13 protein-coding genes are annotated in these 16464 nt (G+C 66.7%); 2 read left to right on the top strand and 11 right to left on the bottom strand.

Annotated elements, in window-relative coordinates; genetic code table 11:
• Positions 1–267: 267 nt before the first annotated feature.
• The 4 genes from J2X01_RS03515 to dxr form a co-directional block, all read right to left on the bottom strand.
• Positions 268–459, bottom strand: a complete 192-nt coding sequence (locus J2X01_RS03515) for a DNA-binding protein (RefSeq protein WP_310050602.1) — start codon at positions 457–459, stop codon at positions 268–270.
• Positions 460–1273: 814 nt separating this feature from the next.
• Positions 1274–2620 carry a recombinase family protein gene (locus J2X01_RS03510; RefSeq protein ID WP_310050600.1) on the bottom strand — a complete coding sequence of 449 codons (1347 nt, stop codon included), beginning with the start codon at positions 2618–2620 and terminating at the stop codon, positions 1274–1276.
• A 14-nt stretch (positions 2621–2634) separates the two neighbouring features.
• Complete coding sequence (locus tag J2X01_RS03505; protein WP_310050599.1) at positions 2635–3966, bottom strand: M50 family metallopeptidase; 1332 nt, start codon at positions 3964–3966, stop codon at positions 2635–2637.
• Positions 3967–3984: 18 nt separating this feature from the next.
• On the bottom strand, positions 3985–5169 hold the full coding sequence (gene dxr, locus J2X01_RS03500) for a 1-deoxy-D-xylulose-5-phosphate reductoisomerase (protein WP_310050598.1): 1185 nt from the start codon (positions 5167–5169) through the stop codon (positions 3985–3987).
• A 176-nt stretch (positions 5170–5345) separates the two neighbouring features.
• On the opposite strand from dxr, the gene J2X01_RS03495 reads away from it, so the two are divergent.
• Positions 5346–6833, top strand: coding sequence for a lipase maturation factor family protein (locus tag J2X01_RS03495; protein WP_310050596.1), 1488 nt, complete (start codon positions 5346–5348; stop codon positions 6831–6833).
• A gap of 674 nt (positions 6834–7507) precedes the next feature.
• Here the strand turns inward: J2X01_RS03495 and J2X01_RS03490 are convergent.
• The 7 genes from J2X01_RS03490 to J2X01_RS03460 form a co-directional block, all read right to left on the bottom strand.
• Positions 7508–8341, bottom strand: coding sequence for an HpcH/HpaI aldolase/citrate lyase family protein (locus J2X01_RS03490; protein ID WP_310050594.1), 834 nt, complete (start codon positions 8339–8341; stop codon positions 7508–7510).
• Positions 8338–8934 (bottom strand): MaoC family dehydratase, encoded by a 597-nt coding sequence (locus tag J2X01_RS03485; protein WP_310050592.1) that lies wholly within the window; start codon positions 8932–8934, stop codon positions 8338–8340. The genes J2X01_RS03490 and J2X01_RS03485 overlap by 4 nt, the downstream gene beginning before the upstream one ends.
• A complete protein-coding gene (locus tag J2X01_RS03480; protein ID WP_310050590.1) occupies positions 8931–9692 on the bottom strand; it encodes a CoA transferase subunit B in 762 nt (253 codons plus the stop codon). The genes J2X01_RS03485 and J2X01_RS03480 overlap by 4 nt, the downstream gene beginning before the upstream one ends.
• Positions 9693–9695: 3 nt before the next feature.
• Positions 9696–10505: a CoA transferase subunit A gene (locus tag J2X01_RS03475; RefSeq protein WP_310050589.1), complete on the bottom strand. Its 810-nt coding sequence runs from the start codon at positions 10503–10505 to the stop codon at positions 9696–9698.
• A 39-nt stretch (positions 10506–10544) separates the two neighbouring features.
• Positions 10545–11708: an acyl-CoA dehydrogenase family protein gene (locus J2X01_RS03470; RefSeq protein WP_310050588.1), complete on the bottom strand. Its 1164-nt coding sequence runs from the start codon at positions 11706–11708 to the stop codon at positions 10545–10547.
• A gap of 103 nt (positions 11709–11811) precedes the next feature.
• Complete coding sequence (locus J2X01_RS03465; protein WP_310050586.1) at positions 11812–14022, bottom strand: ATP-binding protein; 2211 nt, start codon at positions 14020–14022, stop codon at positions 11812–11814.
• A 5-nt stretch (positions 14023–14027) separates the two neighbouring features.
• Positions 14028–15635, bottom strand: coding sequence for a carboxyl transferase domain-containing protein (locus tag J2X01_RS03460; RefSeq protein WP_310050584.1), 1608 nt, complete (start codon positions 15633–15635; stop codon positions 14028–14030).
• Between the two features lie 151 nt (positions 15636–15786).
• Between J2X01_RS03460 and J2X01_RS03455 the strand changes: the two genes are divergently transcribed.
• The gene (locus J2X01_RS03455; protein WP_310050583.1) at positions 15787–16419 is read left to right on the top strand and encodes an SACE_7040 family transcriptional regulator; all 633 of its coding nucleotides are present in this window, start codon (positions 15787–15789) and stop codon (positions 16417–16419) included.
• The last annotated feature ends 45 nt before the right edge of the window (positions 16420–16464 follow it).

The following is a 16464-nucleotide window of genomic DNA, read 5'->3' as shown; positions in this document are numbered from 1 at the left end:
GTTTCCAGGAGGTATCTGGCGATTTCCCAGCGTTGCCAAGTGGCTGTTGAGATGAGCGCGGGGCCGTTGAAGCGGACCTGGCGCCGGCGGTGTGTAAACTGGTTGCAATCTCCCCACGAGATTTCAACGGTTCGGCTTCCCGCTGGGCCGTTGTTTTTTGCGGTCATTTAGGTGTCCTGTCCTTGAATGATGGTGGTCACTCGGTCGATCTGTTCGCGGGTGAGTTTCGGCCATGAGTTGGCTACTTGCTGAATGTGAGCGCGGGTTTCAGCGTTCATCGTCAGCCGTTGCGGTGAAGATCCGGTCCGCTTCCCGAATGTCGATGCGAATGAGCTTCGGGCCCACGCGGTAGGCGGTCAGCTCGTCGCGGGCGATCATTCGCCGGAGGGTGCGGGAACTGCACTTATAGCGGTCTCCGGCTTCGGTCAGCGTGGCGAGCCAGGGGGCGTCCGTGGTCATGGTTTCTCCTTAAATGGGAAAGGCCCCGGAGTGATCCAGGGCCTTCGAGGGTGACGGTTAAACAGAAAAACCGACCACGGATTGTGATCGGTTCAGGTAGTGACAGGTATTCAGATTTTGAGCATAAAAAAGCCCTCATCTCCCAGCAACTTCATGGGGTGATTCGGGCGTGACTATCTATCAGCTTTCGGCCCTTATCCAAGGGACCGGACGTTATACCGCACCGGGCGGGACTACGCGCTCTGATTTTTTCGGATTTGTTTGTGTTGCCCCTAAGCCGATGATCGGGAGTGTTCGGCCTGCCGCTGTCGCGGGCTTACTGGATGGGGGCTGGTGCTCTCCTAGTCTTTACTCCGAGGGGCGGACCCAAGGGTGATTACCTCTACTCCCGAAAAACTACCTCGGGGTGCTCAAACCGCGAACGGTAAGAGGTTCTGTCTGCATTTTCAGACGGTGCTGTACAGACGGGACTAAGCCTAACCCAGTGTCCGGGAAATCACAAGCGTGTCATTCAATGTCCGCTTCAGGCGTCGGCTGTAGAACTTTCTGCGGCTGGTGGGCCTGCCGTCAAACGACGGACTTTGCGCTGTCTCTTCGTCCGAGGCGAACCTTGGAGCGGTGGGGACTTCAAACACTTGTCCCCCGGGGATTACTCCTGCGGCAAACCACAGGGAGTCCGCTAGCCGTGGGCCTGTCGGGGTTCTCAGTCTCCGGAAAGAAGGAGGGTGCGACTAATAAGCCACTTTGCCACACTTTACCTTACTTGTCCCCCACGGGCAACACCTGTCACTTTGGGGCGCGTTATGCCCCTCCCCTAGTCTTGGCGCGGCGCTACCTCCACTGAGCCAGGTTCCGGGTTCCGGCGATTCTTAACGGGGTGAACCGTGACAACGGCGAGGGCGTCAATGATGGAACGGCGGCGGGCAACGCTTAGGCCCTCCCACGCTTTCCGCATGTCCTGGGCCCCGGCTAGGGGCGCAAGGGCGGCGCTAGTGGAACGCTTCGTCATGGCCTGCTCAATGTCGGCAATTCGCTCTTGCATCCGATCCGTGGCGGCGCGTAGTTGGGATGCCGTCAGATCGCCGTCCGCAAATTCGACCGCGAGGGAATCCAGCCGCCGGCGCAGCGTGTCGGCCTGCTTCGATAGCTCGCTGTATTTCGGGGCCTTTTTGTCTGCCGTGAGACTCGGGAGCGGCGAGGATTCGAGCACGGCGAGGATGGTTTCAGTTACCTGCTGTTCGATGGTTTCGGCGTTCCTGGCCACGTGCTTACCGCTGGTGCACGCGTAGGTCCGAACCTTGCCGGGCAGATATGCCGTGACCATGTTTGCACCGCAGACGCCGCATTTAGCGATACCGGCCAGCAGGTGCTTACGCGGCCCCCCGCCGTTACTGCCGCCGGTCATCCGCTGGGCGGCTACGCGCCAGGTTTCTTCACTGACGATGGGTTCCCAGTCGCCCTTACCGATGATTTCGCCCTTGTATCGTCGCAGTCCAGCGTTTCGCGGGTTCCGCAGCAACTCCCGAACGGTGGACTGTACCCATTCCCCGCCGCGCGTGGTTTGGATCCCACGGGCGTTCAGATTTCGGGCTATCTCGTGCTGTGAAACGCCAGCCAGCAAGTCCGCATACATGCCCCGGATAACGTCCGACTCTTCCGGCCGGTGAGTGGTCTTGTCATCCTCGAAACCAAACGGGCGATGTGGGCCCCAAGGTTTACCGGCTTCGGCGCGTTGCAAACCGGCGCGGCGCTGGCGGGCGCTCTTGCGCTCCACTTCGGCGCGGGCAACGCTGCCTTTGATACGGGCATACAGTCGCCCGTTGTCCGTGGATAGGTCCACGTCCCCAGTCACGGTAGCCAGCGCCAAGCTGTGCTTGTCCGCTAAGTCGATGAAGTGCTCCAGCTCGATAGGCCGGCGGTGCAATCTGTCCAGATCCCATGCAACTACGCCCTGAATGCGGCCCGCTGAAATGTCCTCCAGCATCCGAGCATAAGCCGGGCGAACCTTGCCGGTGCTGGCGCTGATGCTGTTGTCTACGTATTCGATGGAATCCCAGCCGCGAGCCTTGCACAGGGCGGTGCAGTCCTGGCGCTGGCGCTCGACGGCTAAGCCCTGCCCGTCGCGGTCGAGGGACTGGCGCAGATATACGGCGGCTTTCATGGGCCGATTCTAGCCTAGTTTGACAAGGACACCGGCTTCACAATGTCCGCGTAGATCAGCAGGGCGCCCATGCCCATCAGCAGCACCGCCACCACGTAGGTGACCGGGAGCAGCTTGGCGATGTCGAACGCGCCGGGGTCCGGGCGGCCGAAGAGCTTGGCGACCCTGCGGCGGGCCCCTTCGTACAACGCACCGGCCACATGGCCGCCGTCGAGCGGCAGCAGCGGAATGAGGTTGAAGACGGCCAGGGCGAAGTTGAGTCCGGCCAGCAGCCCGACCAGGGTCGCCACCCGGGACTGCATCGGTACTTCCTCCATCGCGGCGACCTCGCCTGCCACCCGCCCCACGCCGACCACGCTGATGGGTCCGTTGGGGTCGCGGGGCTCTTCGCTGAAGGCTGCCTGCGCCACGCCGGCCACCCGGGCCGGCAGGTTCACGACGACGCCGGCGATCTGCTTGATGTTCTCGCCCGCCATCGGCAGAACGGTCGACGCCGGCTGCGGCACGAGCGCGGTCTGCGCTCCGATGCCCAGGAAGCCGACGTCCTGGTAGAGCAGGGTGCCGTCGGCACTCTTGGCCTGGCGGCCGTCGTCGCCGACGACGGGACGCGCGGAGAGGACGGGTGTCACGGTGGTGGTGACCGGGACGCCGTCGCGCTCCACGGTGATGCTGACCTGCCGGTCCGCGGAGGTGCGGATCCAGCCGGTGAGTTCATCCCAGCTGGTCACGGACTTGCCGTCGAAGGAGGTGATGACGTCGTTGGGCAGCAGTCCCGCGGCGGCGGCGGGCGTGAGCCGGCAGTCGGCGGAGTTCGGGTCCACGGTTTCGCCGGCCTTGACCTGGCATTTGGAGACGTCGGCGATGGTGGTGGTCTGGGTGGCGGTGCCGAAGCCCATCAGCAGCACGGCCGTCAGCGCGAGTCCGATCAGCATGTTCATGGCCGGGCCGCCGAGCATAACGACGATCTTCTTCCAGACCGGCAGTTTGTAGAAGACGCGGTTACCGTCGGCCGGGCCGACTTCCTCGTGGGCCAGGGAGCGGGCATCCGAGGCGAGGGACTGGAACATGCCCGTGCTGGAGGGGCGCACGGTGCCGTCCTCCTTGTTCGGCGGGTACATGCCGATCATGGAGACGAAGCCGCCCAGCGGGATGGCCTTGAAGCCGTATTCGGTCTCACCCTTTTTGCGGGACCAGAGGGTGGGCCCGAAACCGATCATGTACTTGGTGACGCGGACCTTGAACAGCTTGGCCGGCAGCAGGTGGCCCACCTCGTGGAGGGCAATGGACACGGCGATGCCGATCGCCACAAAGACGACACCGAGGATAAAGAGGAGGACGGGACTCATGCTTGGATCTGCTGCTTCCTAGACGCTTCTGACGGCTAAACGTTCGTGGGTGCGGGCGCGTGCCCATCTTTCAGCATCCAGCACGGACTCCACCGTCAGCCCGGAGGACCCTGTGTGTTCGCTGAGAACTGCTTCGATGGTATCGACGATGTCGGTGAACCGGATCCGGCCGGCGTGGAACGCCATCACAGCCTCTTCATTCGCGGCGTTGAAGACCGCCGGGTAAGTGCTGCCCTGCCGGGCGGCGTCCTTGGCCAGACCGACGGCGGGGAACGCCTCGGTGTCCAGCGGCTCAAACGTCCAGCTGGTGGCTTTGCTCCAGTCGCAGGGCCGGGCCGCCTTCGCCACCCGGTCCGGCCAGCCCAGGCCCAGGGCGATGGGCAGGCGCATGTCCGGCGGCGAAGCCTGGGCGATCGTGGACCCGTCGTTGAACTGGACCATCGAGTGGACCACGGACTGCGGGTGGACGACGACGTCGATCTTTTCCAGCGGAATGTCGAAGAGCAGGTGCGCCTCGATCACTTCCAGGCCCTTGTTGACCAGGCTGGCGGAGTTGGTGGTGACCATGAGGCCCATGTCCCAGGTGGGGTGGGCGAGGGCGTCCTGCGGGGACACCTCGTGCAGCTCCTCCCGGGTCTTGCCGCGGAAGGGGCCGCCGGACGCCGTGAGGATCAGCCGGTCCACCTCGGCCGCGGTGCCGGAGCGCAGGCACTGGGCGATGGCGGAATGCTCGGAGTCCACCGGGACGATCTGGCCGTCGCGGGCCGCGGCCTTGACCAGGGCGCCGCCGACAATCAGGGACTCCTTGTTGGCCAGGGCCAGGGTGGCGCCGGATTTGAGCGCGGCCAGGGTGGGTGCCAGGCCGATGGAGCCGGTGATGCCGTTGAGCACGACGTCGGCCTCGATCTCCGCGATCCGGGTGGACGCGTCCGGCCCGGTGATGATCTCGGGACGGTAGCCGGTTACGCCGGCCGCGCCGGCGGCGTCGTCAATCAGCGTCTGGAGGGCGCTCGCGTCGCCGGACGCCACACCGATGGCCCGGGCCCTGGTGTGGACCGCCTGCCGGGCCAGAAGTTCGGGGTAGCCTCCGCCCGCGCTGAGCGCCACGACTTCGAAAAGGTGCGGGGCGCCGTCGACGACGTCAATCGCCTGTGTGCCGATGGAACCGGTGGACCCGAGGAGGACGATCTTGCGCGGCTGCATGGTTCCAGTATCCCGCACCGCGTCCTGTGCTCGGGTTTGCCCGACGAGTTGGCATTTCACGGCAGTGTCGGAGCGAGACACTGCCGTGAAATGCCTTCTCGACGCCCGCCTGGACCGAACGTGGCGCAGGTTGCCCCAGCATTGACGCGGCCGGCCGCGGGCGTAACGTGGGGAACGTGGAGTGGACGGCCTGGTTTGACGCGCCGGAGTACGAGTTCGCCCGGCAGGTGCTGCAGCGCGGCATCGCCACGATCTACTTCGTAGCCTTCCTGTCCTCGCACAACCAGTTTCCGGCCCTTCTCGGCGAGCGCGGACTGTTGCCGGTGCCGGACTTCCTGGCAGGCTTCGGCCGGCTGCGCAGGCCCACCCTGTTCAGCTGGCGCTACTCGGACCGGCTGCTGCGGGCCGTCTGTTGGGCCGGGATGGGGATCGCCGCCACGATCGTGCTGGGCCTGCCGCAGCTGGGCCCGCCATGGGTACCCCTGCTGGCGTTCCTGGCGCTGTGGCTGCTGTACATGTCGATCGTCAATGTCGGGCAGACGTTCTATGGCTTCGGCTGGGAGATGCTGTTGCTTGAGGCCGGGTTTATTGTGGCCTTCCTCGGTTCCGACCAGACTCCCCCGCCGCGCACCATCCTGATCCTGCTGGCCTGGCTGGTGTTCCGCCTGGAGTTTGGCGCCGGCATGATCAAGATCCGCGGCGGTCGGGAGTGGCGTGACCTGACAGCCCTGTACTACCACCATGAGACCCAGCCGATGCCCGGGCCGCTCAGCCGGCAGGCGCATCTGCTGCCCAAACCGTGGCACCGGGTGGAGGTCCTGGGCAATCACTTCGCCCAACTGGTGGTGCCGTTCTTCCTCTTCGCCCCGCAGCCCCTGTCCAGTGTGGCCGCGGGCATCGTCATCTTCACGCAGCTCTGGCTGGTGGCGACCGGAAACTTCGCCTGGCTCAACTGGATGGCGATCCTGCTCGCCTTCGCCGCGGTCAGCGACCCGGTGGTGCATGCCGTCATCCCGGCGATCCCGCTGGACTGGCACCCCGCCGCCGCGGGCACCAGCCCGGATGCGGGTGCCGCGGCGACAGGCAGCCAGGCGCAGACGGCGTGGCTGGTGGTGGTCCTGCTCGCCACGGTGCTGCTCGTGGTGCTCAGCTACCGCCCGATCGAGAACCTGTTTTCCCATTACCAGCTGATGAACGCCAGCTTCAACCGCTGGCAGCTGGGGAACACGTATGGAGCGTTCGGCACGGTCACCAAGCGGCGGATCGAAATCGCGGTGGAAGGAACCCTCGATGCCGACCCCGACGACACGGCTGACTGGCGGGAATACGGCTTCCGCGGAAAGCCCGGAGAGGTCCGCCGGATCCCGCGGCAGTGGGCGCCGTACCACCTGCGCCTCGACTGGCTGATGTGGTTCCTACCGCTGCGCACCGTGCACGAGGAGTGGTTCTACGCCTTCCTGGCCAAGCTCTTGGAGGCCGACCGCCCCACCCTGCGCCTGCTGCGGCATGATCCGTTCGACGGCGCGCGGCCCCGCTGGGTGCGGGCCCGCAGCTACCTGTACCGCTTCGCCACCCGGAAGGAATTCCGCGCCACGGGCCAGCGCTGGATCCGGATCCCGCTGCACGAGTCCATTCCGCCGCTGTCCCTGCCGCCGGGGGGCTGAGAGCCGTTGGACGCATATGGTCGGAAAGGTCAGGCCAAGGCCGTGGAGTACTTGGGCCCCAGCCGCAGCGACGCCGCCTTGGTCAACCGCCCGGCTGCGGATCCCGTGGCCTCTTCGCCAGCCTCACCCCCCCCGGTACGGTGCTGCAGGGCGTCCGGAGAGCAGGTACCTGTGGCAGCCCTGAGCATGTCCCGTTTTCATGGCTGGCGCGGAGCATGCCTATGCGTCGCGGTTCAGCACGCGAGCAGGGCTGCGAACGATGAGGACCCATATGACGTAAATGGCCGCAATCGGGCCCGCCAAAGCGGCCATTCGTGGAGAATCGACGCGAGCCACGCCCGCAGGCCCCTCCATCCGAGGCTGCGGAGCACCCATATGACGCAAATGGCCACCACCGAGCACCCATCCGACGCAAATGGCCGCAATCGGGCCCGCCAAAGCGGCCATTCGTGGAGAATCGACGCGCCCCAAGCCCGCAGGCCCCTCCATCCGAGGCTGCGGAGCACCCATATGACGCAAATGGCCACCACCGGGCACCCAGGTGACGCAAATGGCCGCTATGGGACCCGCCAAAGTGGCCATTCGTGACGAATCGACGGGGCTGGCACCGCGGAGCCCGGGCGCCGCCCGAGCCCCTCCCCCAGCCAGCAAAACGAGTGTCGAACCGCCCGCGGCTAGTGCACGGCGCGGCGGAGCGTGGATTCGGCGTGCTTGAGGATGGGGCCGTCGATCATCTTTCCCTCATGCTGGAACACGCCGGAGCCTGCCGCCGCGGCGGCGGCCAGCAGCTGGGTGGCTTCCGCGACCTCGGACTCGGACGGTGCGTAGGCTCCGCGGACCGCGGCCACCTGGTTCGGGTGGATGCAGGCCTTGGAACTGAAGCCGGAGGCGACGGCGTCGCGGGCTTCGACGGCGAGGCCGTCCAGGTCCGGGATGTTGACGTAGACCGAGTCAACCGCATCCTTGCCAAAGGCACGGGCGGCCAGCAGCACCGTCGAGCGGGCGTGCAGCGCGACCGCGCGGTAGGCGCCGTCGTCGGTCCTGCTGGAGGTGCCGCCGAGCGAGGCGAGCAGGTCCTCGGCGCCCCACATCAGCCCGACCACGTTCGGGGCGGCCGCGATCGCGGCGGCGTTCACGATCCCCAGCGCCGTTTCGCACAGCGCGATCACGCTGTAGCCCTCAAGCTCCTCGAGCTGGGCGGCGCTTTCGGCCTTGGCCAGCATCACGTGACGGTACGGCGTGTGCTTGAGGCAATGCAGGTCCTTCTCAAACTCCTCCGTGCCGGCGGGGTTGATCCGGATGATGGTGCGGCTCGGGTCCAGCTCGGGGCCGTCCCCGGTGGCACCAAGCTGGGCGAGGATGGCGCCGCGGGCGCGCTGCTTGTCCGCCGGCGCGACGGCGTCCTCGAGGTCCACGATGACCGCATCGGAGCGCTCGGCCGCCTTCTGGTAGCGCTCGGGGCGGTCGGCGGGGCAAAACAGCAGGGCGGGACCCATCAGGAAACTCATGTCTCTATTCTGCCCTTTTGTGCGCGTTCTTTCTGGGCAGAGTTTGCCGGCTGCGCAGAGTTTGCCGGCGGCACGGCGGTGTGCGCGTCCCGTGTCCACATCAGGCAGCTGCGCGTGGCGAGGGCCACCACCTCGCCGTGCTGGTTCCGCCCGGTGTGCTGCATCGTCACAATCCCCTGGCCGGGCCGGGAGGAGGACAGCCGTTTCCCGGTCACCACAGTCTCGGTATAGAGGGTGTCGCCGTGGTACATCGGGTGCGGGAAGGACACTTCGGTGAGGCCCAGCTGCGCGATGATGGTGCCCTGGGTCAGCTGCGGAACGGACTGGCCGACCACCGTGGCCAGGGTGAACATGGAGTTCACCAGGCGCTGGCCGAACGGCTGGTCCGCGCTCCAGGCCGCGTCGAGGTGCAGGGCCTGGGTGTTCATGGTCATGGTGGTGAAGAGGACGTTGTCCGCCTCGGTGACGGTCCGGCCGGGGCGGTGCGCGTAGACCACGTCCTCCTCGAGCTCATCGAAGTAGAGCCCGCGCTGTTCAATGACGCGGGGTTCAATGATCCGGGGTCCGGCCGCGTGCTGGGGGTTCGCCGTCATACCGTCAGTTCCTGGTCTTCCTCGAAAACGTCGGCTCCGGTGGCCGCGGCCACGTCTTCGGCCGTCACGTTGGGGGCGAGTTCGCGCAGCACCAGCCGGGACTGTCCGTTCTCAGTCACCACGTCGATCACCGCAAGGTCGGTGATGATCCGGTCCACGCAGGCCTTGCCGGTCAGCGGCAGAGTGCACTGTTCCACGATCTTGGGCCTGCCGTTCCGGTCCACGTGCTCCATCATCACGATCACCTTCTTGGCGCCGAACACCAGGTCCATGGCGCCGCCCATGCCCTTGACCATCTTGCCCGGGATCATCCAGTTGGCCAGGTCACCGTTCCGGGCCACCTCCATCGCGCCAAGCACGGCAACGTCCACATGCCCGCCGCGGATCATGCCAAAGGAGGTGGCGGAGTCGAAAAACGCCGCGCCCTTGTTGACCGTCACGGTCTCCTTGCCCGCGTTGATCAGGTCCGGATCGACTTCGTCCTCCCCCGGGTACGGTCCGACGCCGAGGATACCGTTCTCGGAGTGCAGGACCACCTCGACGCCGGCGGGGATGTAGTTGGGGATCAGCGTGGGCATGCCGATGCCGAGGTTGACGTACTGCCCGTTGTGCAGTTCCTTCGCTACCCGCGCGGCAAGTTCGTTGCGCGTCCAGCCTTTGCTCTCAACACCGGCGGGATGCTCGACGGCGGCCGGCCGGTATTCGTGGCGGACCGCTTCGGGACGCGGCGGCGCACCCTGCACGCTGTTGGATTCCATGGCCTAGGCTCCTGACGTGTTTGTTGCTGTGGCTGGGGCTGCAGCGCCGGCGGCGGACGCTGCAGCCAGCGCCACCGTGCGCTTCTCGATCCGCTTCTCGACGTCGGGGGCGAGCACCACGCGCTGCACGAAGATGCCGGGAATGTGGACGTGTTCGGGGTCCAGCTCTCCCGGCTCCACAAGTTCCTCGACCTCGGCGATGGTGATCCGTCCCGCCATGGCGCAGAGCGGGTTGAAGTTCATCGCGGTGGCGTGGAAGACGAGGTTGCCGTGGCGGTCGCCCTTCCAGGCGTGCACCAGGCCGAAGTCGGGGGTCAGCGATTCCTCGAGGACGTAGTCGGCGCCGTTGAAGCTGCGCACCTCCTTCGCCGCGGAGGCGATCGCGATGCCACCGTCGGCGTCGTACTTTTGCGGCAGGCCGCCGTCGGACACCTGGGTGCCTACGCCGGCCGGCGTGTAAAAGGCCGGGATGCCGGCGCCGCCGGCACGCAGCTTCTCGGCGAGCGTGCCTTGCGGGGTGAGGACCACTTCGAGCTCACCGGCGAGATACTGCCGGGCGAATTCCTTGTTCTCCCCCACGTAGGAGCTGACCGTGCGGCGGATCCGGCCGTCCTTCAGCAGGATCCCGAGTCCCCAGTCGTCTACGCCGCAGTTGTTGCTCACGGTTTCCAGGTTCCTGGCTCCGCTCTGGTGCAGGGCATCGATCAGGGCCACCGGAATGCCGCAGAGCCCAAAACCGCCGACGGCGAGCGAGGCGCCGTCGTGGATGTCCGCGACGGCCTCGGCGGCGCTGGCAACAACTTTGTTAATCATCGTTGATCCTTCGTTCGACGGTTGCGGCCAGCGGGCCCGCTAGAGCCCCAGTTCGCGGGCGATCAGCATCAACTGGACCTCCGTGGTGCCCTCGCCGACTTCAAGGATCTTGGAGTCGCGGTAGTGGCGCGCCACGGTGAATTCGTTGATGAAGCCATAGCCGCCGAACACCTGGGTGGCGTCCCGCGCGTTGTCCATGGCTGCCTCGCCTGCGACCATCTTAGCGATGGCCGCCTGCGTCTTGAACGGCTTTCCGGCGAGCATCCGGGCGGCAGCGTCGTAGTAGGCCAGGCGGGCCGTGTGGGCCCGTGCTTCCATCCGGGCGATCTTGAACGCGATGGCCTGGTACTTGCCGATGTTCTGCCCGAACGCGCTGCGTTCCTTGGCGTACTTCACCGACTGGTCCACGCAGCCCTGGGCCGCGCCGACGGCCAGGGCCGCGATCGCGATCCGGCCCTCGTCGAGGATGGAGAGGAAGTTGGCGTAGCCGCGGCCCTGTTCGCCGAGCAGGTTTTCCTCGGGGACGTGGACGTTGTTCAGCGTCAGCGGGTGCGTGTCCGAAGCGTTCCAGCCGACCTTGTTGTAGGCCTTCTCGGCTGTGAAGCCCGGAGTGTTGGTGGGGACCAGGATGGTGGAGATTTCCTTCTTGATGCTGCCGTCCGGGCGTTCCTCCTGGCCGGTCACCGCGGTGACGGTGACGAGCCTGGTGATGTCCGTGCCGGAGTTGGTGATGAACTCCTTGTTGCCGTTGATGACCCACTCTCCGCCGCCGAGTTTGGCGGTGGTCTTCGTGCCGCCGGCGTCCGATCCGGCTTCCGGCTCGGTCAGTCCGAAGCCGGCGAGCGCCTTGCCGGAGGCCAGCAGCGGCAGCCATTCCTCCTTCTGGGCGTCGTTGCCGAAGCGGTGGATCGGCATGGCACCGAGGGAGACGCCGGCCTCGAGGGTGATGGCGACGGACTGGTCCACGCGGCCGAGCTGTTCCAGGGCGAGGGCCAGGGCGAAGTAGTCGCCGCCCATGCCGCCGAACTCTTCCGGGAACGGCAGGCCGAACAGGCCCATGTCGGCCATCTGGGCGACGATTTCGTAGGGGAAGCTGTGTTCCTCGTCGTGCTTGGCGGAGACCGGGGCCACCACCTCGTCGGCGAATTCGCGGACGGTGTTGCTGAGGTCCTGGTAATCCTCGCTGAGTTCAAAATCTGCCATGGGGGTGACTCCTGTGTCTGAGGTACTTCTGTGGTCTGTTGAAACGGCGTGTTGGCTGGGGTTGGCCAGCTAGGGCTGGTCGGCCTGCGTCAGTACGGTGCGGTCATTCGGCCGCGCCCATCGCGATGACGGCTTCCTCGATGGTGTCCTCGGCCTTGGAAGGTTCGGTCGGGACAGCGGGGTGGATGGTGGCGAGGACCTGGTCTGCCTTTACGAGGTCGCCGGAGGCGATGCTGATGTGGACGGTTCCGTCGAGGGGCGCCACGAGCTGGTGCTCCATCTTCATCGCCTCCACCGAGAGCAGCACCTGGCCGGCTTCCACGGTGTCGCCGTTGCTGACGGAGACAGAGACGACGGTGCCCGGCATCGGCGAGCGCACCGCCGGGTCGGCGGCGCCTTCCTCGCGTTCGATCGCGGCCAGCACCCGGGCGAGCCGGGTCTCCCGTGTGAGCACCTCAAGGCGGCAGGACCATCCCTCGTTGCCGACATGGACGAACTGGGGCCTACCGCCCTTGGAGAAGTCCTGCAAGGCGGGAGCCTGCGCGAACCGGAGTTCTTCGCCGTCGAGTTCCAGGTAGACATCGTCACTGGCCAGTCCAAGGACTTTCACGTGGTGCACCGGGCCGTTGTCGACCCGGACGGTGGCGTGACCGAGGTCCAGATCGTTCAGCCAGGTGGCCGCCACGGTGGCCAGTCCCCCGCCGGGCACACCGAAACTCAGGGTCCAGGCCGCCGGTGCGCCCAGCCGCCAGCCGGTGACGGTGTCCCACGGCGAGCCGACCGTTTCCGGCTCCTCGGCCAGGACCCAGAACGGCATGGCCGCGGCGATCAGCTCGGCATCCCGGGCCCGGCGGAAAGTGAAACCAGGCATCTTCCGCTCGATGAGGCCGGTGTCGAGCCGGCCCGCCCGGACGTCGGCGTCATTGATCAGCAGGCGCAGGTATTCGACGTTGGTATCGATGCCCAGCGCGGTGTAGCGGGAGAGTGCGGTGTCGAGTTTGTCGAGGGCGGCCGTGCGGTCCTGGCCCCAGGTGATGACCTTGGCGACCATGGGATCGTAGTCACTGGAGATTTCCAGGCCCGCCAGCAGCGAGGAATCGATCCGGATGTCCGGATCGGCGGAGGCCGGGGTGAGGGCGTCCAGGTCATCCATCGCGGTGAAGATCGTGCCGCGTTCATCCAGGAGCAGCACCTCGCCGCCTGAGGGCATGAAGTTCCGCTCCGGGACCTCCGCGTAGACGCGCGCCTCCACCGAGTGTCCGGTGAGCACGACGTCGTCCTGCCGGACGGTGAGTTCCTCGCCCGCGGCGATCCGGACCTGCCATTCGACCAGGTCGACGCCGGTGACCATCTCGGTGACCGGGTGTTCGACCTGCAGGCGGGTGTTCATCTCCATGAAGAAGAACTCGTCCGGGGCGTTGTCGGAGACGAGGAATTCCACGGTACCGGCCCCGCTGTAGTTCACGCTGCGCGCGGCGTTGCAGGCGGCCTCGCCGAGGCGGGCCCGGATGGCTGCGCCGTCGGGCAGGGATTCCAGCAGCGGGGACGGGGCTTCCTCAATGACCTTCTGGTGCCGGCGCTGCAGCGAGCACTCGCGTTCGCCGAGGTGGATGACGTTGCCGTGGTTGTCCGCGAGGACCTGGACCTCGATGTGGCGCGGGGTCAGGACGAGCCGCTCCAGGAAGAGGGTGTCGTCGCCGAAGGCGCTGGCCGCGACCCGGCGGGCGGTCACCAGGGTGTCAGCCAGGTCTTCGGGGCGCTCGACGATGTGCATGCCCTTCCCGCCGCCGCCGGCGGAGGGCTTGATCAGCAGCGGGAACCCGACGCCGGCCGCGGCCTCAAGGAGCTGGGCGTCCGTCATGCCTGGTTCGGCGATGCCCGGGACCACGGGGACGCCGTAGCCGGTGACGTGGTTCTTGGAGCGGATCTTGTCGCCCATAACGTTGAGGGACTCGACGCCGGGGCCGATGAAGGTGATCTCCGCCTTTTCCAGGGCGCGGGCGAAGTCCACGTTCTCGCTCAGGAAACCGTAGCCCGGGTGCACGGCTTCGGCACCGGTGTCGCGGCAGGCCTGGATGATGGCCTCGATCTTGAGGTAGCTTTCCGCGGCGGCGGCGGGACCGATCCGCACGGCGAGGTCGGCCTCGCGCACGTGCCGGGCCCCGGCGTCGGCGTCGGAATAGACGGCGACCGAGCGGATGCCCAGCGCGCGCAGGGTGCGGATGACGCGGCAGGCGATCTCGCCGCGGTTGGCGACGAGCACGGTGCCGAAGAGGGGCTTCGGGGAGGCTGTAGTCGGCGAAGAAAGAGTCATGGCTGTCACATCCGGAAAAGGCCGAAGGAGGTCTCCGGCAGCGGGGTGCGGGAGACGACGTCGAGCGCCAGTCCCAGGACGGTGCGGGTGTCCGCGGGGTCGATCACGCCGTCGTCCCAAAGGCGGGCGGTGGAATAGTAGGGGCTGCCCTGGTCCTCATATTGCTGCTTGATCGGGGCCTTGAACGCTTCCTCGTCCGCGGCGGACCAGTCCTCGCCGCGGGCCTCGTACTGGTCCCGCTTCACGGTGGCGAGCACGCTGGAGGCCTGGTTTCCGCCCATCACGGAGATCCGGCTGGCCGGCCACATCCACAGGAAACGCGGCGAGTAGGCCCGCCCGCACATCGAGTAGTTGCCGGCGCCGAAGGACCCGCCGATCACCACAGTCAGTTTGGGCACCCGGGCGGTGGCGACGGCGGTGACCATCTTGGCGCCGTTTTTGGCGATGCCGCCCTGTTCGTAGTCCTTGCCGACCATAAAGCCGGAGAGGTTCTGCAGGAAGATCAGCGGGATGCCGCGCTGGTCGCAGAGCTCAATGAAGTGGGCGCCCTTGAGCGAGGATTCGCTGAAGAGCACCCCGTTGTTCGCGACGATGCCCACGGGGTGGCCGTGCAGCTTCGCGAAACCCGTGACGAGGGTGGTGCCGTAGTTCTTCTTGAATTCGTGGAAGCGGCTGCCGTCCACCAGCCGGGCGATGACCTCGCGGACGTCGTACTGGGCGTTGACGTCCGTGGGAACGGCGCCGTAGAGCTCCTCCGGGTCGGCAACGGGTTCGACGGCGGTGTCCACGTCCCAGACGGGGGCGGCCGGGCGGGGCAGGGTGGAGACGATGTCGCGGACGATCTGGAGGGCATGCTCATCGTTCTCGGCCAGATGGTCGGTGACACCGGAGATCTTGGCGTGCACGTCGCCGCCGCCGAGCTCCTCGGCCGTGACGATCTCGCCGATGGCCGCCTTCACCAGCGGCGGGCCGCCCAGGAAGATGGTGCCCTGGTTGCGGACGATGACGGTCTCGTCGCTCATCGCGGGGACGTAGGCGCCGCCGGCCGTGCAGGAGCCCATCACGGAGGCGATCTGCGGGATCCGGGCCGCGGACATCCTGGCCTGGTTGAAGAAAATCCGGCCGAAGTGTTCCTTGTCCGGGAAGACCTCGTCCTGTTTGGGCAGGAACGCGCCGCCGGAATCCACGAGGTAGATGCAGGGCAGCCGGTTCTCGAGGGCGATTTCCTGTGCGCGGAGGTGCTTCTTCACCGTCATCGGGTAGTAGGTGCCGCCCTTGACGGTGGCGTCGTTGGAGATGACCAGGACCTGGCGGCCGTGGACCAGTCCGATCCCGGCAATGACACCGGCACCGGGTGAGTCGTCGTTGTACATGCCGTTGGCGGCCAGCGGCGCGATTTCCAGGAACGGGCTGCCGTCATCCAGCAGCCGGTCGATGCGTTCGCGCGGCAGGAGTTTGCCGCGGGCCACATGGCGTTCCCGGGACTTCTCGGGCCCGCCGAGCGCGGCCGCGGCGAGCCGTTCCTTCAGCTCGCGGGCCAGTCCCAGCTGGGCCTCGCAGTTCGCGGCAAAGGCGGCGCTGTTCGCGTCCACCTGGCTGGCGATTGTCTCCATTGACTGCTTCCGTTCTCGCACCTTCATGCCGGGACGTGCATTGCCCCCGCCCCGGCCACTTCGGTTAGTACCGCATAACTGAGATTTAGGTTAGTCTCTATTAACTGTGATGTCCAACACAGGGCTGGATTGTTGAGATGAGGATGTGCCGGTGACAGAACCCAGCGAGGCGAGCCAGACCGGCACGCAGCGCAGCCAGGCCAAGGAGAACCGCCGCCAGGCGCTGCTGTCCGCGGCGGCCGCATTGTTCGCCGCCGACGGGTTCAACCGCGTGTCCCTTGAAGACCTCGGTGCCGCCGCCGGCGTCAGCGGCCCGGCGGTCTACCGTCATTTCGCCGGCAAGCAAGCCGTCCTGGGGGCGCTGCTGCTGACCGTCAGCCAGGACCTGCTCGACGGTGGCCGGCAGGTGATTGCCACTTCCGACGGCGCCGGCGTCGCCCTGCGCCGGCTGGTCGAGTTCCACGTGGACTTCGCGCTCAGCAACCCCGACGTCATCAGGGTCCAGGATCAGGACTTCAGCAACCTCGCCGACGATGACCAGGCCGAGGTCCGCACGCTGCAGAGAAACTATGTGGAGCTCTGGGTCGAGGTCCTGGCCGGCCTGCACCCCGACACCGAGGCCGCCGAACTCCGGATGCGCGCACACGCCACCTTCGGCCTGATCAACTCGACTCCGCACTCAGTGCGCAGCCACGGGCGGCGGATCGCGGTCAAGCGGGCCCGGCCGTTGCTGCAGAGCATGGCCCTCGCGGCACTGGCGGCCCCCGCCGCCCCGCTCGGCTAGCTCGCCCCCGCATCGACAAAGCTGCCGGCCGCGCCTGCTGTTGGG

Source organism: Arthrobacter ginsengisoli, from assembly GCF_031456935.1.
Taxonomy (GTDB): Bacteria; Actinomycetota; Actinomycetes; order Actinomycetales; family Micrococcaceae; genus Arthrobacter; species Arthrobacter ginsengisoli.
The sequence above is the reverse complement of the archived record's forward strand: the minus strand, read 5'-3'. Positions and strand labels throughout refer to the sequence as shown.